The 21,167-nt window shown below is 70.8% G+C and carries 15 protein-coding genes; 11 read left to right on the forward strand and 4 right to left on the reverse strand.

Annotated features, from left to right (window positions below; translation table 11 throughout):
- Positions 1-11: 11 nt before the first annotated feature.
- Positions 12-644 (reverse strand): alpha/beta hydrolase, encoded by a 633-nt coding sequence (locus ACIRDX_RS06605; RefSeq protein WP_396624609.1) that lies wholly within the window; start codon positions 642-644, stop codon positions 12-14.
- 177 nt (positions 645-821) lie between these two features.
- On the opposite strand from ACIRDX_RS06605, the gene ACIRDX_RS06610 reads away from it, so the two are divergent.
- Positions 822-1,979 (forward strand): Ig-like domain-containing protein, encoded by a 1,158-nt coding sequence (locus ACIRDX_RS06610; RefSeq protein ID WP_396624610.1) that lies wholly within the window; start codon positions 822-824, stop codon positions 1,977-1,979.
- A 371-nt stretch (positions 1,980-2,350) separates the two neighbouring features.
- Here the strand turns inward: ACIRDX_RS06610 and ACIRDX_RS06615 are convergent, their stop codons facing one another.
- Positions 2,351-2,668 (reverse strand): hypothetical protein, encoded by a 318-nt coding sequence (locus ACIRDX_RS06615; RefSeq protein ID WP_396624611.1) that lies wholly within the window; start codon positions 2,666-2,668, stop codon positions 2,351-2,353.
- On the opposite strand from ACIRDX_RS06615, the gene ACIRDX_RS06620 reads away from it, so the two are divergent.
- The 6 genes from ACIRDX_RS06620 (at position 2,667) to speA (ending at position 9,896) form a co-directional block, all read left to right on the forward strand.
- Entirely contained in the window at positions 2,667-3,074 is a 408-nt protein-coding gene (locus ACIRDX_RS06620) for a hypothetical protein (RefSeq protein WP_396624612.1), read from the forward strand. The two genes, ACIRDX_RS06615 and ACIRDX_RS06620, sit on opposite strands and share 2 nt — an antisense overlap.
- 90 nt (positions 3,075-3,164) lie before the next feature.
- A complete protein-coding gene (locus ACIRDX_RS06625; RefSeq protein ID WP_396624613.1) occupies positions 3,165-4,550 on the forward strand; it encodes an amidohydrolase family protein in 1,386 nt (461 codons plus the stop codon).
- Positions 4,547-5,953, forward strand: a complete 1,407-nt coding sequence (locus ACIRDX_RS06630; RefSeq protein WP_396624614.1) for an amidohydrolase — start codon at positions 4,547-4,549, stop codon at positions 5,951-5,953. The genes ACIRDX_RS06625 and ACIRDX_RS06630 overlap by 4 nt, the downstream gene beginning before the upstream one ends.
- Positions 5,950-7,287 (forward strand): amidohydrolase family protein, encoded by a 1,338-nt coding sequence (locus ACIRDX_RS06635; RefSeq protein WP_396624615.1) that lies wholly within the window; start codon positions 5,950-5,952, stop codon positions 7,285-7,287. Before ACIRDX_RS06630 ends, ACIRDX_RS06635 begins: the two co-directional genes overlap by 4 nt.
- Positions 7,288-7,436: 149 nt before the next feature.
- The gene (locus ACIRDX_RS06640; RefSeq protein ID WP_396624616.1) at positions 7,437-7,829 is read left to right on the forward strand and encodes a polymer-forming cytoskeletal protein; all 393 of its coding nucleotides are present in this window, start codon (positions 7,437-7,439) and stop codon (positions 7,827-7,829) included.
- 120 nt (positions 7,830-7,949) lie between these two features.
- On the forward strand, positions 7,950-9,896 hold the full coding sequence (speA, locus tag ACIRDX_RS06645) for a biosynthetic arginine decarboxylase (protein ID WP_396624617.1): 1,947 nt from the start codon (positions 7,950-7,952) through the stop codon (positions 9,894-9,896).
- A 177-nt stretch (positions 9,897-10,073) separates the two neighbouring features.
- Here speA and ACIRDX_RS06650 read toward each other — a convergent pair whose 3' ends face one another.
- Positions 10,074-12,983, reverse strand: a complete 2,910-nt coding sequence (locus ACIRDX_RS06650; protein ID WP_396624618.1) for a DUF349 domain-containing protein — start codon at positions 12,981-12,983, stop codon at positions 10,074-10,076.
- Between the two features lie 135 nt (positions 12,984-13,118).
- Here ACIRDX_RS06650 and ACIRDX_RS06655 point away from each other — a divergent pair, with 135 nt between their 5' ends.
- The 4 genes from ACIRDX_RS06655 to ACIRDX_RS06670 all read left to right on the forward strand — a co-directional run bounded on the left by ACIRDX_RS06655 (position 13,119) and on the right by ACIRDX_RS06670 (position 20,388).
- Positions 13,119-14,552, forward strand: a complete 1,434-nt coding sequence (locus ACIRDX_RS06655) for an MATE family efflux transporter (protein WP_396624619.1) — start codon at positions 13,119-13,121, stop codon at positions 14,550-14,552.
- Between the two features lie 3 nt (positions 14,553-14,555).
- Positions 14,556-15,914, forward strand: coding sequence for a hypothetical protein (locus ACIRDX_RS06660; protein WP_396624620.1), 1,359 nt, complete (start codon positions 14,556-14,558; stop codon positions 15,912-15,914).
- A gap of 77 nt (positions 15,915-15,991) precedes the next feature.
- The gene (locus ACIRDX_RS06665; RefSeq protein WP_396624621.1) at positions 15,992-18,370 is read left to right on the forward strand and encodes a DNA topoisomerase (ATP-hydrolyzing) subunit A; all 2,379 of its coding nucleotides are present in this window, start codon (positions 15,992-15,994) and stop codon (positions 18,368-18,370) included.
- 59 nt (positions 18,371-18,429) lie between these two features.
- A complete protein-coding gene (locus ACIRDX_RS06670; RefSeq protein WP_396624622.1) occupies positions 18,430-20,388 on the forward strand; it encodes a hypothetical protein in 1,959 nt (652 codons plus the stop codon).
- Between the two features lie 391 nt (positions 20,389-20,779).
- On the opposite strand, the gene ACIRDX_RS06675 is transcribed toward ACIRDX_RS06670, so the two are convergent.
- On the reverse strand, positions 20,780-21,079 hold the full coding sequence (locus ACIRDX_RS06675) for a hypothetical protein (protein ID WP_396624623.1): 300 nt from the start codon (positions 21,077-21,079) through the stop codon (positions 20,780-20,782).
- Positions 21,080-21,167 lie beyond the last annotated feature (88 nt).

Consider the following 21,167-nt stretch of genomic DNA (forward strand, 5'->3'; position numbering starts at 1 on the left):
GTCACAAGATCTTACGAGCCAAAGCCCGCGGAGTTCAGCCAGGCCTGCGCGTGCGCCACATCGTCGCGCGTCAGGTTGTGGCCGCCAGTCGACCAGAACGGCGTCACGGTGGCCCCCGCCGCGGTGAGCACGTCGGCCAGCTTGCGTGCTTCTCCGAATGGCACGATGGGGTCGGCCTGCCCTGCCGCGAGGAACACGGCGTGCCCGGCGAGCGACGGCAGTGGCTCGGGCGTGATCACCAACTGCGCGTGCAACAGCGCAGCACCGGCCAGACTCTCGGGATGCAGCAGCATCGTCGCGTGGGCGATATTGGCGCCGTTGGAGTAACCGACGGCCACCATGCGCTGCCGGTCGAGACCGTAGTGCGCGGCCGCCTCGTCGAGGAACGTCGCCAGCTCGCCAGCACGCACCCGCACGTCGTCGAGGTCGAAGCGCCCTTCGGCAAAGCGACGGAAGAAGCGCGGCATGGCGCCTTCGAGCACGCGTCCGCGGGGACTGAGCAAGGCCGCCGTCGGGTGGAGCGCCTTGCCGAGCGGCAGCAGGTCGCGCTCGTCGCCGCCGGTGCCGTGCAGGAGGACCAGCGTCGTCGTCGCGCCCGCCTGCGCCGGCACGTACTCGTGCGTGAACTCGTCGAGCAGACCCATCACACCACTCTATCGCTACACGGGAACGCTTCGCGACCGCCGACGTGCGCGGCAGCCACCCGACGGCTCGCACCCGAGGCGCACCACCCACGCCAGAATGCCGCGCGGCAAGGCCCATGGCAGGTTTTCCCTCCCAACGTTGCTTGCCCGGATATGCGCCCTTCTTCTCCTCACCCCATGGCTCAGATTCACCGCTCTCCAGGTCGCCGCGGTCTCGGCGTCCTCGGCGGCATCTCGACGTTCATTGCCGTCCTTCTCCTCGCCGCGCCCGACGCTGCCGCGCAGCGCCTGACCAAGACGTCCACAAGCCTTGTCGTTCCGCCCACGAGCTTCGCCGGCCTGCCCCTCACTCTCAGCGCCACCGTCAGCCCGGTGCCCGATAGCGGCACCATCACCTTCACCGCGACCGGCAAGAATGCCGTGCCGCTGCCCGGGTGCACCGCCGTCCCCGTGACGGCGGGAACGGCGACGTGCAGCTTCGTGCCCACGAACGTCGGCACCTACAAATTCAGTGCCTCGTACTCGGGCAGCAGCCTGTTTGCCGCCTCGACGGCCCGCTCGACAGTCAGCGTGACGCCGATCGTGCCGGTCGCCACCACGACGACGGCCGGCATCGTCACGGCTGCCCCCACCGCCTACCAGCCGGTCGTCCTGCGGGCGGCGGTCACGCCCGTGCCGCAGGGCGGCACCGTCACGTTGACGGCCACCCTGGATGGGGCCGCCCTCTCACTGCCGTCCTCGTGCGCTGCGTTGGCGCTCGATGCCAGTGGACAGGGCACCTGCAGCTTCAGCCCGCAGTTGGCCGGCGTGCTCAGCGTGTCAGCCGCCTACAGCGGCAGCCTGACGCACCTCGCCTCGGCCACCACCACCCCCGCCTCCGGCGCCGTGGCGGGTGCGGCAACCACGGTGACCGTCACCGATAACGCGACGTCGGTCCCCGGTGGCCCTGCGCCGGCGGTCTTCGGCGACATGGTGGTGTTCAAGGCCAGGGTCTCTCCGGCCGGCACCACGGTGCCGCCGACGGGCAGCGTCGTGTGGACGCTGACCCACGAGGGGCCGCCAGACGCGGCGCAGGGGCTGGGCACCTGCCAGGAGTCGGTGGTGTCCGATGGCGAGGCCATCTGCGCGGTGACGCCCGTCGAGTGGAGCGAACCGGGCGACCCCTTCAACTTCTATCCGTTCAAGTACTCGATCACCGCCACGGCGACGTTCGTCCCGGCAGCGGGCACAGGCTGGGCGACGGGGTCGACGGCCTCCGACAACACGAGCAAGATCACGCTCGGCAGGCTGCTCGCGAAGTACTCCTCGGTGTGCGTCGGCGCCACTGCGTCGTAGAGCGCGGCCGACTCCTCGTCGAACGACACGCGCTGGCCGCCGCGGATGGCGGCACGCGTGGCGAGCGCCCTGGCCTGAGCCCGAAGCATCTCGAGCCGCCAGGCGGCGTCGGGCAGGGTGGGCATCGCGAGGGCGTCCAGCGACGCGCGCAGGGCGGCGATGTCGCGTGTCACGTCGGCAAGCGGGCGTGCCGCCGCGGTCGCCTCGGCCTGCAGGTCGGGCGGGCCGTAGTACGCGTCGACGGCGTCGGGGTCGTGCACGCCCAGCGCCAGCACGAGACGCACGTAGACAAGGGGGAGTTCATCCATGCTGGTCACGTCGTACCATGCGGAAGGCCGCCCGTCGTGCCCGTCCGGGACCGTTCATCCGCGTCATGGCACCGTCGTCGTGAACGACGTGCCCTCGACGTTGACCACGCGGCCCTCGCCGTCGAGGATGAAGACCTGGAGCTGCCGACCATCGTCCATGTGCAACGAGAAGGAATCGCCCCGTCCCCGCCACGCCGTGAGGACGTCGGGGGGCGCGAGCACGTGGCCCTCGATCACCCATTCCCCGGGCTGGAGTTCGGCCCCGTCGACATGCCAGTCGCGATAGACGTCGAGTTCGTACGCCACCGCCGTCGGCGAGGCCGGCGTGCGCGGGTCATGCAGGCGTCCTTCGCCGAACAGCCGCTCCACGAGTCGCAACATGGGTGATCTGCTCCGTCTTGTCCTGCGCGCCGTCGCCACCGCCTGGCTCGTGGCGATCGCGCCGCTGGAGCTGGCCTCGACGCTCACGCGCCTGGTGCCGCGCCTGGTCGACGGCGTCGGCTGGATGGCCAGCGGGTTGATCGCGGCGCGCATGCTGGTGGTCGTGCTGGGCATCGTGGTCGGTCGCCAGCTCTGGCACCGGTCGGCCCATGTCCTGCGCCCGGTCCTGGTGTGGGCTGCCGCCGATCTTGGCACGCTCGCGCTCGTCCTGGCGAGTCGCGCGCTGCCCAGCAATCGGGCGCCTGGCGATGGCCTGGTCGCGTGGCTGGGCTACGCAGGCGCTGCGCTCCTCGTGATTGTCGCGGCGCAGATGACGCAGGACGCGGCCCGGGACGCCGACCACTGACACGGATCGCGCTTGCCCCGCGCGGAGGCGCACGGTAGCATCGCGACCTTTCCGGGCGCTGCGCCCGCGTTCTCGCAGGAGGAGGCTCCGTTGTTCATCGCTGCGCCCGCGCGCGTCGCCGCGGCAGGACTGTGGTGTGTGCTGGCCTCGGCCGGCGCGCTGGCCCAGCCGGTCGCCCCAATAGCCATCCGCAACGCCCGCATCGTGCCCGTCGCGGGCACCCCAATCGAGAGCGGGACCATCGTGCTGGCCAACGGCGTGATCAAGGCCGTCGGTCCGCGCGTCGACATCCCCGCCGAGGCCGTGGTGATGGATGGCACCGGCCTCACCGTCTATCCGGGGTTGATCGACACCTTCTCCGAGGTCGGCGTCGGCGCGCCTGCGGGCCCGCCCGCCGGGGCCGCCCCGGGTGCGCCCGCAGGGGCTCCACGCCCGGCGACGCGCCCGATTCGCGGGCCCGAGGATCGGCCGGGCACCACGCCGTGGATCCAGGCCGCCGACGAGTTCCGCGCCGACGACCGTCGCATCGAGACCTGGCGCAATGGCGGCGTCACGACCGTCGTCACGGCGCCTCGCATCGGCGTCTTCCCCGGGCAGGCCGCCGTGGTGAACCTGAGCGGCGAGCGGCGCGAGGACGTCATCGTGCGCAGTCCCGCGGCCCTGCCGATCTCGCTGTCGCCACCAGCCGGGGGCGGCACCTTCCCGGGCTCGCCGATGGGCGTGATCGCCTACGTGCGGCAGGTGTTCCTCGACACGCGCGATGACGCGGAACGGCAGCGACGCTACGCGCAGGATCCGCGCGGCAAGGCGCGCCCCGACCACGACCGCTCGACGCTCGCGCTGCAGCAGGCCCTGCAGGCGAAGATCCCCGTGCTCATGCCGGCCGTGAGTGCCCGCCAGATCAGTCGCGCGATTGCTTTCGGCCGGGAACTGGATGTGCCCACCGTGATCTATGGCGCCCATGCCGGGTTCGAAGCCGCCCCGCAGTTGGCCAAGGCCCGCGTCCCGGTGCTCGTCAGCGCGCGCTGGCCCGAGAAGCCGCGCGACGCGGATCCCGACGCGGATGAGGCGCTCCAGGTGCTCGAACTGCGCGATCGCGCGCCTGGCACCCCCAAGGCACTCGTGGATCAGAAGGTGCCGTTCGCCTTCTACTCGGACGGCCTGGCGACGCCCGCCGAGTTCCTCGCCAATGTCCGGAAGGCCGTCAAGGCAGGCTTGCCGGCCGACGCGGCGCTGCGCGCGCTGACGCTCGATGCCGCGCAGATCTTCGGCGTCAACGATCGACTCGGCAGCCTGGAGACCGGCAAGGTCGCCAACCTCGTTGTCGTGCAGGGTGACTTGCTCGGCGACAAGCCCGTCATCAAGCATGTGTTCGTCGATGGTCGCCGCTTCGACGTGCCCGCAGACGCCGCGCCCGCCGGCCCCGCCGGGCCGCGCGGTGGTGCGCCCCGTCCCGGGGAAGGAGATCGCCGATGAAGCGCCTGGCCACCCTCGTCCTCACCGCCACGGCCGCCGCCGGGCTCGTGCCTGCTCGCGCCGATGCGCAGCCGGCCGGCCCGGTGACGGTGATCCGCAATGCCACGGTCCTGACGGTGACCAAGGGCACCCTCGAGAAGGCGTCCATCGTGATCCGCAACGGCCGCATCGCCGCCGTCGGGACGAACGTCGAGGTGCCGCGCGGCGCGACCGAGATCGACGCGACCGGGCGCTTCGTGATGCCGGGCATCATCGATGCCCACAGCCACATCGCGATCGACGGCGCCGTGAACGAGACGAGCCTCTCGGTGACCTCGATGGTCGGCATCGAGGACGTGCTCAATCCCGACGACATCGACATCTACCGGGGCCTGGCCGGCGGCGTCACCGCGGCCAACGTGCTGCACGGCAGCGCCAACGCGATCGGCGGCAAGAACGCCGTGATCAAGCTGCGCTGGGGCAAGGACGCCCAGGGGCTGCTGCTCGAGGGCGCACCTCCGGGCATCAAGTTCGCGCTCGGCGAGAACCCCAAGCGCGCGAACTTCGGTGGTGGCGGCGCCGCCGAGCGTCGCTACCCGGCGACGCGCATGGGCGTGATCGACGTCATCCGCGAGGCCTTCCTCGAGGCGCGGGCCTACCAGGCGACGTGGAAGGCCTACGACGCCGCCGTCAAGGCCGGCGACCGCACCGTGCAGGCGCCACGCCGCGACCTGAAGCTCGAGCCGCTCGTCGAGATCCTCGAGGGCAAGCGACTCGTGCACGCGCACAGCTACCGCGCCGACGAGATCCTGCAGTTGCTGCGCCTGGGCGAGGAGTTCAAGTTCCGCATCGCCACGCTGCAGCACGTGCTCGAGGGCTACAAGGTCGCCGACGAGATCGCCAGGCACGGGGCGGGAGCGTCCACGTTCTCGGACTGGTGGGCCTACAAGTTCGAGGCCTACGACGCCATCCCGTACAACGCGGCCCTCATGACCGAGCGCGGCGTCGTGGTCTCGATCAACTCCGACAGCGCCGAGGAGCATCGGCACCTCAACCAGGAAGCTGCCAAGACGATGAAGTACGGCGGCATGACCGAGGAGCAGGCCCTGCGGATGATCACGATCAACCCGGCGCTGCAACTGGGCATCGACAAGCGGGTCGGCTCGATCGAGGTCGGCAAGGACGCCGACCTGGTCATCTACGACACGCACCCGCTCAGCACGTACGCCGTGCCGCAGCAGGTACTGGTCGATGGCACCGTGTACTTCGACCGCCAGAAGGACCTCGAGCAGCGCGAGGTGCGCGCGCGCCGCAAGAGGGAGCTGAAGGACAAGGAGAAGGCCACCGCGCCGGCCGCCCGCCCCGGGGGCCCGGACACCACGCCGAAGGCCGAGACCACGCCTGCCCTGGAGGTCCGTCGATGACGCGCGCCCGCCACATCCTCGCGCCCGCCTTCGCGCTGGCGATCGCCGCGACGCAGTTGGGCACGGCCCCGGCCCACGCGCAGGCACGGGCCTCGACGTACGCCATTCGAGGCGCGCGCGTCCACACCGTGTCTGGCGCGGTCCTCGAGAACGCGACGGTCGTCATCGCCGACGGCCGCATCCTGTCGGTGGGGCCGTCCGCCCCCGTGCCCGCGGGCGCGGAGGTGATCGACGGCGCCGGCCTCGAGGTCGCGCCCGGGTTCTTCGATGCGATGAGCCAGCTGGGGCTCACCGAGATCAGCGCGGCCGCCGCGACCAACGACAGCACCGAGGTCGGGGCGTTCGCGCCGCAGGTCGACGCCGCGACGGCCATCCACCCCTCGACCGAGCACATTCCCGTGGCGCGCGTGAACGGCGTCACCCACGCGGTCTCCGCGCCTGGCGCGGGCGGCAACGGCCCCGTCATCGGCGGGCAGGCGTCGGCCATCCACCTCGATGGCTGGACCGTCGAGGAGATGCTGCTCCGGCGGTCGGTGGGCATGGTGGTGAGCTGGCCGACCGCGGGCGGTCGCTCGTTCGACCCCGCCACGTTCACGCTCCGCACGCGGCCCTATCGGGAAGCCCGCGAGGAGCAGGCACGGCAGACGCGTGAGCTGGCGCGCTGGATCGCCGACGCGCGCGACTACCGTGCCGCGCGAGCCACCGGCGGCGACCGCATCGGGCGCAACCACAAGCTCGAGGCGCTCGGTCCGGTGGTGGCTGGCGAACGGCCGTGGCTCGTGCGGGCCGACCGCGAGCGCGACATCCGCGAGGCCGTGGCGTTCTTCGTCGACACCCACAAGCAGAAGATGGTGCTGGTGGGAGCCGCCGAAGCCTGGAAGCTTGCGGGGTGGCTGGCCGAGAAGCAGGTGCCCGTCATCCTCGGGCCGACGCAGGCCCTGCCGCCCTCCGACGACGACCCCTACGACACGACGATGAGCGCGCCGGGCGCGCTGCACAAGGCGGGTGTCGCCTTCGCGCTGTCGACCTACAGCTCGTCGGACGTGCGCAACCTGCCCTACGAGATCGGCACGGCCGTCGGCTTCGGCTTGCCACGCGATGCGGCGCTGCGCGCCATCACGCTCGCCCCGGCACGCATCCTGGGCCTCGACGACCAGGTCGGCTCCATCGAGCCAGGCAAGGTCGCGAACCTCGTCGTCACGCGAGGCGCCCCCCTGGAGATTCGCAGCACGGTGACGCACGTCTTCATCAAGGGCGTGCCGGCGCCACTCGCCTCCAGGCACACCGAGCTCTACGAGAAGTACCGCAACCGACCGCGGCCGGCCACGAAGTAGGCCGCTCAGGGGGCCGGCGCCTGCCGCCGGCCCTGCCGTAGCCGCGTCCCTTCCCTCTCGGCGTCCAAGCGGCTACGATGCCGTGTCGGGCATGGCGCGCCACACGCTCGTCGGCGCCGGCCACGCCCTGCGTCCACGCCGAAAGATCGATGTCCAGCCTGCCCACGCCCTCGTCGCCCCAACCCCGTCCGTCCGTGCTCGGCCCCACGGTGGTGATCATCGGCTCGGTCAGCGCCGACGAGGACCTCTTCATCCACGGCACGCTGCGCGGTCACCTCGCCGCCCCGGACCACTGCGTCCGCCTCGAAGCCGAGGCGCATGTCGACGCCGACGTGCTGGCGCGCGACGTCACGATGCTCGGGGAAGCCACGGGCAAGTTCACGGCCACCGAGATCGTCGACATCCGCAACGGGGCGCGCGTCCAGGGGCAGATCGCCGCGCCGCGGCTCGTGCTCGAGGAAGGCGGCATCGTGAACGCCAAGGTCGAGACCCGCAGCGTCGACGCCGCCGTGCGCGTGGCGCAGTACCGCAGGCAGAAGTAGTCGCCTTCGCCGCGGTGTGGCGGCGCCACCCACGGCCGAATCACCCGCAGCGCGGCGTCGGCGCACGTGGCCGGCCTGAAACCGCTTGCCCACGGCGATGGCTGACCTCATGATGTCCGGATGACCACGGTCTCGCCTCGCGCCCTGCCGGGCACCAGCGCCACTGACTCCTGGACCGCCGTCGACGCGACCGAGCTGTACGACATCGATCGCTGGGGCAACGGTTACTTCTCGATCGGGAGCAACGGCCACGTGCTGGTGCATCCGACCAAGGATCGATCGCGGGCGATCGACCTGAAGGAGCTGATGGATCGGCTCCAGATGCGCGGCATCAACCTGCCGATCCTGGTCCGCTTCCCCGACATCCTCAAGCACCGCCTGGGCGACATCCACGACGCCTTCCAGGCGGCGATCCAGCAGCACCAGTACACGGGCAAGTACACGTGCGTGTACCCGATCAAGGTGAACCAGCAGCGGCAGGTCGTCGAGGAGGTCCTCGAGTTCGGCCGGCCGTACAACTTCGGCATCGAGGCCGGCAGCAAGCCGGAGCTGATGGCCGTGGCGGCGCTGGCCTCCAACGACACGCCGATCATCTGCAACGGCTTCAAGGACGCCGAGTTCGTCGAGATGGCGATGCTGGCCCAGAAGATCGGGCGCAACATCATCCCCGTCGTCGAGAAGTACACCGAGCTCCAGCTGATCCTCGACTACGCCGAGAAGGTCGGCGTGCGCCCGCAGATCGGCTTCCGCGTCAAGCTGGCGGCGCGCGGCAGCGGCCGCTGGCAGAGTTCGGGAGGCTACCGCTCCAAGTTCGGCCTCACCGTCACCGAGATCATGCGCGGCTTCGAGGAACTCAAGTCGCGCGGCATGGAGGACTGCTTCAAGCTCCTCCACTTCCACCTCGGCAGCCAGATTCCCAACATCCGCATCGTCAAGGGTGCGCTGGTCGAGGCGGCCCGCATCTACTGCGAGCTCCACAAGGCCGGTGCCGGCCTGCAGTACATGGACGTGGGCGGCGGCCTGGGCGTCGACTACGACGGCTCGCAGACCAACTTCGAGTCCAGCATGAACTACACGCTGCAGGAGTACGCCAACGACGTGGTGTACCACCTGCAGCAGATCTGCGACGAGATGTCGGTCCCCCATCCGACGATCGTGTCGGAGAGCGGCCGCGCGATCGCGGCGTACCACAGCCTGCTGGTGTTCAACGTGCTGGGCGTATCGGAGTTCGGCGAGGAACGCGTGCCCGAGGAGGTCACCGACGACCTCGAGCAACCGGTCGCCGACCTCATCGAGACGCTGAGAAACCTGACGGGCCGCAACGCGCTCGAGAGCTACCACGACGCGCAGGCCGCGCTCGACATGGCGATGAACCTGTTCTCGGCCGGCTACCTGTCGCTGGAGCAGCGCTGCCACGCCGAGAACCTCTACTGGCACATCTGCGTCAAGCTGCAGAAGCTGGTCGCGGGCCTCGATCACGTGCCCGAGGACCTGCAGTCGCTCGACGAGATGCTGTCGGACACGTACTTCTGCAACTTCTCGCTGTTCCAGTCGATCCCGGACAGCTGGGCGATCGGCCAGCTGTTCCCGGTGATGCCCATCCACCGCCTCGACGAGCGGCCGACGCAGCATGCGGTGCTCGGCGACATCACCTGCGACTCCGACGGCAAGATCGATCAGTTCATCGATCGGCGCGACGTCAAGAAGACGCTGCCCCTGCACACGATCAAGGACGAGCCGTACCTGCTCGGCGTGTTCATGGTGGGCGCCTACCAGGAGATCCTCGGCGACCTGCACAACCTGTTCGGCGACACGCACGCGGTGCACGTCTCGCTGAACGACAAGGAAGAGGTCGTCCTCGACGCGGTCATCAAGGGCGACACCGTGAAGGAAGTGCTCGACTACGTGGAGTTCGACGTCGAACACCTGCTCGGCAAGATGCGCATGGACGTGGAAGCCGCCGTGCGCGCCGGCCACCTCGACTACCTCGAGTCGGGTCGCCTCCTCAGGTTCTACGAGGAAGGCCTCCACGGGTACACATACCTCGAGGACCCGAACGACAGGTAGAGCGGAAGAGTAGAAGGAAAGAAGAGTAGAAGAGCAGAAGGCAGGGCGGGAAGGCGGAAGGGCGAAGCCCTGACACACAAGGGGCGAAGCAAGTCACCAGCAGCGCGGCCACTGGCCTTGCGTCTTGCTGGCTTCTTCCTTCGCCCCTTCGCCCTTCCCGCTCTGCCTTCTTACCTTCTACCCTTCTGCTCTTCTACCCTTGTCGTCGTGCCGCGGACCGCGCGGCGGTCTGGGGCCGCGGCGGTCGCCACGGTCCCCGCGGTCCCCGCGCTCTTCCCGCGGATCGTCGAAGCGACGGCACGCCGCGGCGAAGCGGCGCTCCAGGTCGGCGGCCTCCGGGCCGGCGAGCGGGCCGAGGCGGGCCCAGGCCCCGCGGGCGACGCGCACCGACTCCTGCGCCGCGCGACGCTTCGTCTGGTCGTCGACGCGGCCGCCGATGGTGTTGGAGGCGAGGGCCTCCTTCAGCATCGTCGCCAGCGCCACGGCGGGCGCGGCCTGCACTGCCGCCTGGGGCGCCTGCTGGGGCACGCCGAGCTGCTCGACCTGCTGCACGAGTTCGGTCATGCGGGCCCGCGTCACGGCCGCGTCGAATGTCGACTGGCGGAACGCGTCCGGGTACCGCTCGACCAGCGTCGCGGCGGCGGCGGCGAAACGCTCCTGCATCGGCGTGACGACGTCGCGCGGCAGCGGTGGGCCATTGCGCCAGGCCTGCCAGGCCTGCTCGGCCTGCGCCAGCACCGTCGCGCCCTCCAGGGCCTCGCCCTCGGCCGACGCCAGCGCCTCGAACTCGGCCAACGCCTGCTCACGGCTCACGCGGCGACTGTCGAACTCGACCTGGTGCCGATTCTTGTAGCGCTCGAAGAAGCGATCGCATGCGGCGCGGAACTTCTGCCACAGCTGTTCCGACTTCTGCCGCTTCACCGGCCCGCTGGCCTTCCACGTCGCCTGGAGCGCCTTGATCTTCTCGACGCCCGCCTGCCAGTCGGTGGACTCGGCGATCGCCTCGGCCTGCGCGATCAGGTCCTCCTTCACCGCCTGGTTGGCGCTCCACACGTCCTTGCGCTGCGACAGGTCCTCCTTGCGACGCGTGAAGAACCGGTCGCAGGCCGCCCGGAAGCGGTTGTTGAGCGCCTTGCCCTCGTCACCCCGCGGCGCGTGGCCCAGCGTGTTCCACCGCTGCTGCAGCGCCTTGAGGGCATCGGCCGTCTTGAGCCAGTCGCTCGACTCGGCGAGGGCTTCGGCCTGCTCGGCCAACTGCGCCTTCTCCTGCAGGACGGCCGCATCCTCCACCTGCCGCTGCGCGAACCAGGCGTCGGCGCGGACCTGCGCCGCATCGGCGCCGGCCTTGAAGCGCTGCCAGAGGGCGTCGCCCTCGGCCCCGCGCGGGCCGGCGCTGGCCTGCTTCCAGAGCACACGGAGTTCCTTGAGCTGCCTGGCCACCTCGGGCAGGGCCTCGACCTGCGCGAGCGCCTCGACCTTCTCACACAGCTCCTGCTGCACGGTCGCGTTGGCCCAGCGCTTCCAGTCGTCGGCGCTCCGCAGGTCGCGCACGACGTCCATCAGGCGCGCCTGCACCTTCTTCAGGCGCTCCACGACGCCCGCCTGGTCGTCGCGCGACGGCAGGGCGCCGAGCTGCTCGGCGGTCGTGCGGGCGTCACGCAAGGCCTGGTCAGCATCCTTGAGCGGCAGGTCCTCTCGCGCGGCCACGGCTTCGAGACGCTCCACGGACTCGAGCGCCCGCTTGAGGTTCTCTGCCCGGGCGGTCGCCTCATGCTCGCGGACGGCCGCCGTGCGGGTCGCGATGGTGCCCTCTGCGGCCTTCACGCGCGCCACGAGGACGGGGTCGACGGCAGTGCCATCCTGCGCCAGCGAAGTCCAGCGCTTCAACAACTCGGCCCACCGCTTGTGCGCACTCGCCAGGTCGTCCACGGCAGCCAGCTGCTCGGCCTCCTCGGCCAGCGTCGCCAGCTGTGCGTGCCGCTCGGCGTTGGCCAGGCGTGCGGCGAGACGCGCGCGTTGCCCGGCGATCGCGGCCAGGAAGCGCTGGTTCACGGCATCGCTGCCCGGCTCGTGCTCCGCATCGAGCGTGCCCCATGCCGCCTGGGCGGCCGTGACCGCGTCCTCGATGTCGTCGCCCGTGTAGCCTTCGAGCGTCGCGCAGACCTCGGCACGACGCGCATCCTTTGCGGCGCGCGCCTCCGCCTCGGCCTGTGCAGCCGCGACCTCTGCCCGCAACTGCTCCACCCGGGCGCGGGCGGCAGCCACCGCGGCGTCGAACCGGGTCTGGAGCAGCGATGTCTCGCCCTCGCCACCCGCAAGCGTCTGCCAGGCCTCGACCGCGGCGTCCAGGGGCGCCTGCACGGCATCCGGACGCACCTCCCGGGCCAGGCCTTCCACCATCTCGCACAGGCGCTCGAGGCTCAACTCGCCCGCGGGCGCCGGCGCTTCGACGACGGCCGGCTGCTGCTCACGCAAGCGGGCCCGGGCGCGCCGCGACACCAGCTTGTTCTTCGCGCGGCTGGCTACCTGCTCCAGGGCCTCCGCGTCGGTCACCGACTCCAGCGCCGACAGGGCCACGTCCTTGTGCTCGCTGTTGAGCGCCACGAGGAGCCGCTCGGCAGGATCGGCGATCAACGCAAGCGCAGCCAGGCGAATACCGCCGCCGGCCGCCCGACCCGCCACGCTGCCGATCAGGCGCGGCGCCGCCAGGCGGCGCAGCGCGGCAAGCCCCACCGCCTCGGCCTCCGTCGTGCGCGCAATCACGGCGAGGTCACGCTCGTCGTCAAGGCCGCCGAGCGCCTGGAGCGCCTCGGCCTCGTCGCCGCCGTCGGTGGCCAGGTCCATCAGCAGCTTGCGCGCCTCGGCACGCACGCCCTCATCCATGTCGCCGCGGGCGACGCTGGCGAGCGTCCCGATGTCCTCCACGCGCGCCACGGCGCGGCGGCGGACGGCCGCGTCGGCGTCCTCGCGGGCCAGCGTGCGCAGCACGTCCTGGGCGTCGTCACCGAGCTCGTTGACTGCCTCGAGCCGGACGGCCGCATCGGCATGCTTCCACTTGGGCTGCCGGAAGCGATCGAAGAGGGACATGGCTGCGCGTTCTCCGGAAATGTTCCAGCGCGGCAGGCGGCCGCGCGACAGAATCGGTAGTCTACCCGCTGATCCCGACCTTCTGGAAGCGTTTCGCCTCGACCGGTCGGGGCGGTCGGGCTATCGTGTAGCCGCATGCCGCCACCGCGCCCGACGCACTTCGACCGCTCGATCATCGAGGGGTCCCTCAGCCGGGCCGTGTGGCGCATCGCCTGGCCGACGATGCTGCAGAACGCCATCGGGGGGCTGCAAGGCATCATCGATCACGCGCTGGTGGGCCACTTCGTCGGCTTCACCGCCAACGCCGCCATCGGCGTCAGTTGGCAGATCTTCCTGGTCGTCATCGTCTTCATCAGCTCGTTGTATGCCGGCATGAGTGTCCTGGTGGCGCGATTTGCCGGGGCCGGGGACCGCGATGCGGTGGACCATGTCGTCGGCCAGGCCTTCCTCGTCTCCCTGGTGCTGGCCGGGGGCATCATGGCGCCGGTCGGCTACCTCCTGTCACCGCGCCTGCTCCTGTTCGTCAATGCGGCCCCCGAAGTGCGCGAGGCGGCCCTGCCGTTCCTGCGGCTGATGTTCCTCGGCGGTATCGGCCTGCTCACGTTCTTCCTGCTGGGCGGCGCCTTCAGGGCGGCTGGCGACCCACGCACGCCGCTCCGCCTCGGGGTCGTGCTCACCGCGCTCAACGTCCTCTTCAACGTCATCCTGATCCGCGGCGCCGGCCCCATCCCGGCCTTCGGCGCGACCGGTGCCGCCATGGGCACCGTGTCGGCCTCGCTGATCGTCGCGGCCCTGGGCATCGCCGCCATGCGGTCCCCGACGGCGGCCATCCACCTGCCAAGCCTCACCGCCCTGCGCCCGGATTGGGCCATCATCCGGCAGCTCTTCAAGTTCGGCCTGCCGACCGGGTTCCAGGGCGTGGCGATGAACGTCGGCGGCGTGTTCCTGCTGCGCTTCATCGGCGCGCTCCCGCAGAGTGCCCACGCGCAGGCGGCCTACGCCATCTCCTACACCGAACTGTTCTCGCTCATCACCTTCACGTCGGTGGGCGTGATGGGCGCCACCGCCGCCGTCGTCGGCCAGAACCTCGGCGCCGGCAAGGTCGACCGGGCGTGGCAGGCCGTGGGCGTCAGCTCGCGTATCGCGTTTGCCGTGGCCGTGGGCGTCGGCCTGCTGTTCGTCACGATTCCCGGGCCGCTCCTGGCCATCTTCGGCGTCGACGACCCGGTCACCGGCGCGCTCGGCCGCAGCCTGCTGCGTCACCTCGCCGTCTCGGGGTTGTTCGTCACCGTGGCGCTCGCCTACACCGGCGCCCTGCAAGGCTCGGGCGACACCCGCAGCCCGCTGTACATCTCGATCGTCTCGCAGGTCCTCATCCCCCTCGGCTTGTGCGCGCTCTGGCAGCGCGTCGGCACCTTCGAGCCGGTGGACATCTGGCGCGCCATCGTCGTCGGGCACATGACGCGGTGCCTGCTGTCGATCGCCCGCTTCCGCCAGGGCAAGTGGCAACGCATCGTCGTGGACGTCGGGCAACGGGTGCCCGACGCGCCGCGGCCGGAGGTCACATAAGCAATGGGCGACACGAACAGGCACGTGGTGGCGATCTTCGGAGGGGCATGCGCGGGCTCGACGGCGGCGGATCTGCTCGCAGCCAGAGGCGTCGAGGTCGTGGTGTTCGAGCAGAACCTCCGCCCGTACGGCAAGATCGAGGACGGCCTGCCCCGCTGGCACCGGGACCAGCGCCGCATGGAGTACCGGCGAATCGACGGCCGCCTCGACAAGCCGGGCGTGCATTTCGTGCCGCGCACCCGCCTCGGCGCCGACATCACCTTCGAGGACGTCACCACCTGGGGCTTCAGTGCGGTACTCCTCGCCAATGGCGCCTGGCGCGACCGTCCCCTCGATGTGCCCGAGGCCGACCGCTGGGTCGACCGCGGCCTGGTCTACCAGAACCCCTTCATCTACTGGTTCAATCACGCTTGCGAGGCGGGCTACGCCGGACGACGGTACGACGTCCCTGTGGGTGCCCTCTGTATCGGCGGCGGCCTGGCGTCCATCGACGTCGTCAAGGTCTTCCAGCTCGAGACCTACGGCCGCGCACTGCGCGGCCGCGGCATCGACGTCTCGATGCACGACCTCGAGCACGCCGGCATCCCGGCCACCTGCACGGCCCACGGCATCGCCGACCCGCGCGAGCTCGGCGTGGAGGACGCGTGGCTGCTCTACCGGCGGCGCGTCGAGGACATGCCGCTCGCCACGCCTCCCGACGGCGCGACGCCCGAGCAGGTCCTGAAAATCGAGGCCGTGCGCAAGAAGATGCTGGCCAAGGCGCAGGAGAAGTTCCTGTTCCGGGTGCGTCCCATGGCGCTGCCGACGGCGCTCCTGATCGAGGACGACCACGTGGCCGGCGTGCGCTTCGTCGAGACCGAGATGCGCGACGGCAAGGCCGTGCCCGTCCCTGACAAGCCGTTCGAGTTGCGGAGCCCGCTGGTCGTCAGCGCCATCGGCAGCCTGCCCGAGCCGCTGCCCGGCATCGTCATGAAGGGGACGTTCTACGACTATGCCGACTGGGGTACGGGCGCGTATGCCCCCGTGCCCGGAGTCTTCGGCGTCGGCAACGTGGTCACCGGACGCGGCAACATCAAGGCGTCCGAGCTCCACGCCAAGGACGTCGCCCGGCACCTCCTCGAGCACTACCTCGGCATCCAGTCGCCAGACGCCTCCCGCGACGTCAGCGGCCTGGCGACAGGCGCCGAGGCGCGCGCCGAGGCTGCCGTCGAGCAGGTCGCCACGTACCTCGACGGCAAGGCCCCCTTGCCGGCCGCCGCAGCCGACGCGTTGCTGGCCCGCGCGCGAGCGCGGCAGGCGGCGGTCGGCTTCGACGACTACCGCAGCTGGATGGCGCGCGTGACGCCCCCGGATGCGGAATGACTTTCGATTTCACTTCGCCTTCAGGTAGCCTGTAGCCCGGCGGCTGCAGTCCTTCGACCTGGAGTCCGCACGACCGCATGCCTGAACCGAACCTGTTCGACCTGCCCGACGCCCCCGACGGCGGCAACACGCCGCCCTCGGGGCCCGGCGAGACCGCCGTGCCCCTGCACGAGGCCGCCCAGACCCGCTACCTCAACTACGCCCTGTCGGTCATCACCTCGCGGGCCCTGCCCGACGTGCGCGACGGCCTCAAGCCCGTGCAGCGCCGCATCCTCTACACGATGTGGCAGCAGAACCTGACCGCCGACGCCAAGCACCGCAAGTGCGCCAAGGTGGTCGGCGACGTGATGGGCAACTACCACCCGCACGGCGACAACGCGCTCTACGAGACGCTCGTGCGCATGGCGCAGCCGTTCTCGCTGCGCTATCCGCTCATCGACGGCTCCGGCAACTTCGGCTCGCTCGATGGCGACAGCGCGGCGGCCATGCGCTACACCGAGTGCCGCCTCGCCCGCATCAGCGACGAACTCCTCGCCGAACTCGATCAGGACACGGTCCCGTTCCGGCCCAACTACGACGGCACGCGCACCGAGCCGGTGGTGTTGCCCTCGCGGGTGCCGACGCTGCTCATCAACGGCGCGATGGGCATCGCGGTGGGCATGGCAACCAACATCCCGCCGCACCACCTCGGCGAGGTCTGCACGGCGCTGCTGCGGCTGATCGACAACCCCGAGCTCACCACGCTGCAGTTGTGCCGCTACGTCAAGGGCCCCGACTTCCCCACCGGCGGCCAGATCCTGAACTCGCCGGACGAGCTCAGGGAGATCTACCGCACGGGCAGCGGCGCCATCCGGCTGCGCGGCATGTGGGAGAAGGGCGAGGTCGGCCGCGCCACCAAGGTGATCACGATCACGGCCATCCCCTACACGGTCGACAAGTCCGAGCTCGTGACGCGCATCGCCGACCTCGTCGTGTCGCGCAAGCTGCCGCCCCTGCTCGACGTCCGCGACGTGAGCACCGACGACATCCGCGTCGAACTCGAGGTCAAGCGCGACGCCGACGACGCGCTCGTGATGGCGTACCTCTGCAAGCACACACCGCTGCAGGTCAGCCTCGGGGTGAACCTCACCTGTCTCATCCCGACCGAGCAGGACGACATCGGCCGGCCCGAGCGCCTCGACCTCAAGGCCATGCTGTGGCACTTCCTCCACTTCCGCATGGACGTGGTGGCGCGGCGCCTCGAGCACGAAGCGGCCGCCCTCGCCAAGCGGCTGCACATCCTCGAGGGCTTCGAGAAGGTCTTCGACGCGCTCGACGAGATCCTGGACATCGTCCGCAAGTCGGACGGCAAGGCCGACGCGGCCGGCAAGATCATGGCGCGCTTCGGCCTCGACGCGGAGCAGACCGACGCGATCCTGGAGCTCAAGGTGTACCGCCTCGCGCGGCTGGAGATCCTGGTCATCCAGCGCGAGCTCACCGACAAGCGCGAGCGGCAGGCCGAGATCCGCGCCCTCCTCGAGGACGAACCGGGACGCTGGGCGCTCGTGCGCAGCGAGATCGCCGAGGTCCAGAAGCTCTACAGCGACACGCGCGCCGATCGCCGGCGCACCTCGTTTGCCAGCGACGAGGACGTGGTCGAGTACGACGCCGAGGCCTTCATCATCGAGGAGGACAACGTCGTCATCGTCTCGCGCGACGGCTGGATCAAGCGCCAGAAGGAGGTCAAGGATCCGGCGACGACGCGCCTGCGCGAGGGCGACGAGGTGCTGGCGGCCATCGGCGGCAGCACGCGCGCGACCCTGGTGCTGTTCACGACGCAGGGTGTGGCCTACACGTGCCGCTTCATCGACGTGCCGGCCTCCACCGGATACGGCGAGCCCGTGCAGCGCCTGTTCAAGTTCAAGGATGGCGAGCGCGTGGTGGCGGCCATGAGCCTGGACCCGCGCGTCAGTCCCGACCTTCGCGCGACGACGGAGGGCGCCACGCCATCGCGGCACGCCCTGGCGGCCACCTCCGACGGCTACGCGATGCGCTTCAGCCTCGAGCCCTACCTCGAGCCGAGCACCCGCGCCGGCCGCAAGTTCGCGCGCATGCCGGAGGGCGTCGAGATCGTCGGCGTCGCGCCGGTGACCGGCGCCGAGACCATCATCGCGGCGACGCGCGAGGCACGCGCCATGCTGTGTCCCGTCGAGGAGGTCAACGTCCTGTCGGGTCCCGGACGCGGCGTCATCCTCATCAAGATCGAGGCCGCGCGCGATCGCCTGCTCGGCTTCATCGCCTCGAAGGGCGACCGCGACCTGATGATCGTGGAGACGTCGCGCGGCGCCGAGCAGACCATCAGCACGGCCAAGTACGACGTCACGGCGCGCAGCGGCAAGGGTCGGGAACTGCTGCAGCGCGGGTCGTTCACGCGCATCGTGCCGCCGGCACCGGTGGTGATCGGCCCGGCCGAGTAGGCCCTCCATCGACGACGCCCGCGCTCGTGCGCCTGGCGCTCGGATTAGGATCGAATGCCATGCGCGCGCTGCTGCTGATGCTGTCCCTCGCTCTCGCCGCCTCCTGTGCCGGCGCCTCCGCCCCCCAGGTGCCCGAGACCGGCTGGCGTGTCGGCGCGTCGAGCCGATCGGTGCTGCCCACCGTCGACGGCGGCACCGGCTACGCCGCGCCGGAGCGCCTGCCGCCCGACGCCGACGCCGACGACCCGGGCGTGTTCGCCGCCCAGTTCGACCAGGGGCCGCTGACCGTCGGCAACGGCCGGGACAACGCCCACTGGGTGCGCGACGACCTGCGCGTGCGCGCCTTCGCCCTGCAGCGCTCCGACGCAGAGCGCGTCGTGGTGATCGTGTCGGCCGATGTGTACATGGTGTTCCGCCCCGACGCCGAGGAACTGCGGCGGATGGTGCGGGAAGTGCTACCCGAGGCGCAGCGCGACCGTGTCGAGGTCCTCGTGCACGCCACGCACAACCACCACGGCCCCGACACCGCGTTCGCCGTCAACGCGGAGTGGTACCGGCTGTTTCTCGAACAGGCGCGCGATGCGGTGCGCGAGGCCGTGGCGCGTCTCGAACCCGCCACCCTGCGCGTGGCCGAGGGCCTGCACTACTTCGGCGGCAGTGATCTGGGCGGCCTGCGCGTGTTCGACCCCACGCTGGGCGTGCTGCAGGCGCGCGCCGTCGACGGCCGCGTCATCGCCACGCTCGTGAACTGGGCCAACCACCCCGAGAGCACGCTGAACTGGTCGCCACCGCGCGACCGCATCGCGGCGGCCTGTCGCACGCTGGGCTGGGTCGACACGGCCTGTGATGCCCAGGGGCGCTACCTGACGGCCGACTACCCGGGCGCGCTGGCGCGCTGGCTGGGCCGCCGCATCGGCGGCGAGGTCGTCTACGTCAACGGGGCGGTGGGCGCGATGGCGTCGCCGCTCGACGTGCCGGTCTGGGAGGTCACCGAGCGGGCCCCGATCGGCGACGGCTACACGCCGCCGTCGGCGGCCGTGCCGCCCGGCAGCGCCGGCCAGGATTTCAAGGTCCGCAACTTCCGCAAGGCGATCCTCATCGGCGAGCAGTTGGGCGTGGCCGTCGAGGGACTGTTACGCGATGCGCGTCCGCTGGCACCGGGGCCGCTCACCGTGGCGCACCAGGCCTTCTTCACGCGCATGTCGAACATCGGGTTCCGCAAGCTCGCGGTCGTGGATCCCCGGACCGGTCGGGCCGCGCTCGGCTTCAAGCCCGGGGAACTCTTCACGTGTCCGGCCTCGGGGCCCAAGACCGCGGCGACCTGCACGGACGACCGGCGGGCGGTCGAAGACGACCCGGTGGTGGGACCGATTCGCAGGGGCGACCACACGCGGTCGGCCGTGAGCCTGCTGCGCATCGGTGAGGTCACCATGGCGTTCCTGCCGGGTGAAGTGCCGGGCGAGTTGGTGATCGGCCTGCCGCGGGGCATCGCGGCCACGCCGCAGCACTGGGCGGACGAGACGCCGGAGCAGCACGCCGCGCCCGAGCGCATGCGGATTCCCGGATACGTGAAGCGGATGCTACCGGGGACCTACACGTGGGCCGTGGGCCTTGGCAACGACGAGCTCGGCTACATCCTGCCCATCGACAACTACCGGGTGCTCTGCGTCGCCGACAAGCTCGGTGGCCCCGGCGCATGCGCGCGCCTCCATGCGGCCGGCATCATCGACTTCCCCGATGCCGTCGCCGGCACACGCTGCAAGGCCCTCGCCGACGATCCCGCCGCAGCGGCGGCGCTGCCCGAGGGTGCGGCGCGCGAGGCCGTGGTCGGCTCCTGCCGCTACGGGCAGGCGCTCGGCCGGGCGGCCGGCCACTACGAGGAGACCAACTCGGTCGGGTGGGACGCGGCGGCCGACATGATCGCTGCCGTGGCCGCAGTGACCGGTAAGGACGATCGCACGCAGGTCAACGAGCGCTTCGCGGGGCACCACCACAGGTATCCGCCGCCTCGCCCCTAGCGGGGCTCGGCGGCGGTCAGCAATGCCGCGATGCCGGGATGCCGGAATGTCGAAGGCCGGCAGCATCCCGTCGCTCCTCAGCACTCGAAGTCAGCACGTCGGCGTTCATGGCTGCGTCGCGGGTCGCTCGCGCATCGGGGTGGGGCCGTCGCCTTCGGCTCGGCCCGATCGTCTCCAGCATCGCCACGGGTCAGATCGCAATGCCGTGATGCTGCGATGCGCAAATGTCGGGGGCCGGCAGCATCCCGCGGCGCCGGTGGCCTTGGACGTCCCGACGTGGCCATGAAGGACGACGGCCGACGCTGGAGGCCGAAGGTGCGGCCTTCACATTGTCAGCATTCCGGCATCGCGGAATTCCCACCACAGGGCCGCCGAATGACGACCCGGTCGGTCACGCCGTGACCGACCGGGTCTGGAATCCAGCGGCCTCCAGGTCATGCAGGATGGCTTCCATCCGCGCCGGGACGTCGGCGGGCAGGTCGGCGCTGTGCTGCTTGATGAGGCGACTCATGGTGAACGCCCGGAAGCGGATCGCCTCCATGTGGAAGGCGCGGATGGCGCGTTCGAGATGCTCGCCGAGGTCGATCAACTGGGCGGCGACGGCTGTGGTCGGGGCCGTCCGCAGGAGCGCCACGAGGGCCGCCGCATCCTGGGCCGCCCGTTCGCGGGGGCTGAGGGTCGAGGTCGTCACGTCGTCATTCTAGCGAGACGGCGGGTCCCGTGGTACCCCACCGTGCCCCGATCGGCATGGGCCTGCCAGCAACTCGCTGTCGTGCCAC

The sequence above is a fragment of the Luteitalea sp. genome (genome assembly GCF_044337415.1).
Classification (GTDB): Bacteria; Acidobacteriota; Vicinamibacteria; order Vicinamibacterales; family Vicinamibacteraceae; genus Luteitalea.

Coding starts and splice junctions, on each gene's coding strand:
- ACIRDX_RS06605 (WP_396624609.1), bottom strand. CDS start 644: ATGGGTCTGCTCGACGAGTTCACGCACGAGTACGTGCCGGCGCAGGCG.
- ACIRDX_RS06610 (WP_396624610.1), top strand. CDS start 822: ATGGCTCAGATTCACCGCTCTCCAGGTCGCCGCGGTCTCGGCGTCCTC.
- ACIRDX_RS06620 (WP_396624612.1), top strand. CDS start 2,667: ATGGGTGATCTGCTCCGTCTTGTCCTGCGCGCCGTCGCCACCGCCTGG.
- ACIRDX_RS06615 (WP_396624611.1), bottom strand. CDS start 2,668: ATGTTGCGACTCGTGGAGCGGCTGTTCGGCGAAGGACGCCTGCATGAC.
- ACIRDX_RS06630 (WP_396624614.1), top strand. CDS start 4,547: ATGAAGCGCCTGGCCACCCTCGTCCTCACCGCCACGGCCGCCGCCGGG.
- ACIRDX_RS06635 (WP_396624615.1), top strand. CDS start 5,950: ATGACGCGCGCCCGCCACATCCTCGCGCCCGCCTTCGCGCTGGCGATC.
- ACIRDX_RS06640 (WP_396624616.1), top strand. CDS start 7,437: ATGTCCAGCCTGCCCACGCCCTCGTCGCCCCAACCCCGTCCGTCCGTG.
- speA (WP_396624617.1), top strand. CDS start 7,950: ATGACCACGGTCTCGCCTCGCGCCCTGCCGGGCACCAGCGCCACTGAC.
- ACIRDX_RS06650 (WP_396624618.1), bottom strand. CDS start 12,983: ATGTCCCTCTTCGATCGCTTCCGGCAGCCCAAGTGGAAGCATGCCGAT.
- ACIRDX_RS06655 (WP_396624619.1), top strand. CDS start 13,119: ATGCCGCCACCGCGCCCGACGCACTTCGACCGCTCGATCATCGAGGGG.
- ACIRDX_RS06660 (WP_396624620.1), top strand. CDS start 14,556: ATGGGCGACACGAACAGGCACGTGGTGGCGATCTTCGGAGGGGCATGC.
- ACIRDX_RS06665 (WP_396624621.1), top strand. CDS start 15,992: ATGCCTGAACCGAACCTGTTCGACCTGCCCGACGCCCCCGACGGCGGC.
- ACIRDX_RS06670 (WP_396624622.1), top strand. CDS start 18,430: ATGCGCGCGCTGCTGCTGATGCTGTCCCTCGCTCTCGCCGCCTCCTGT.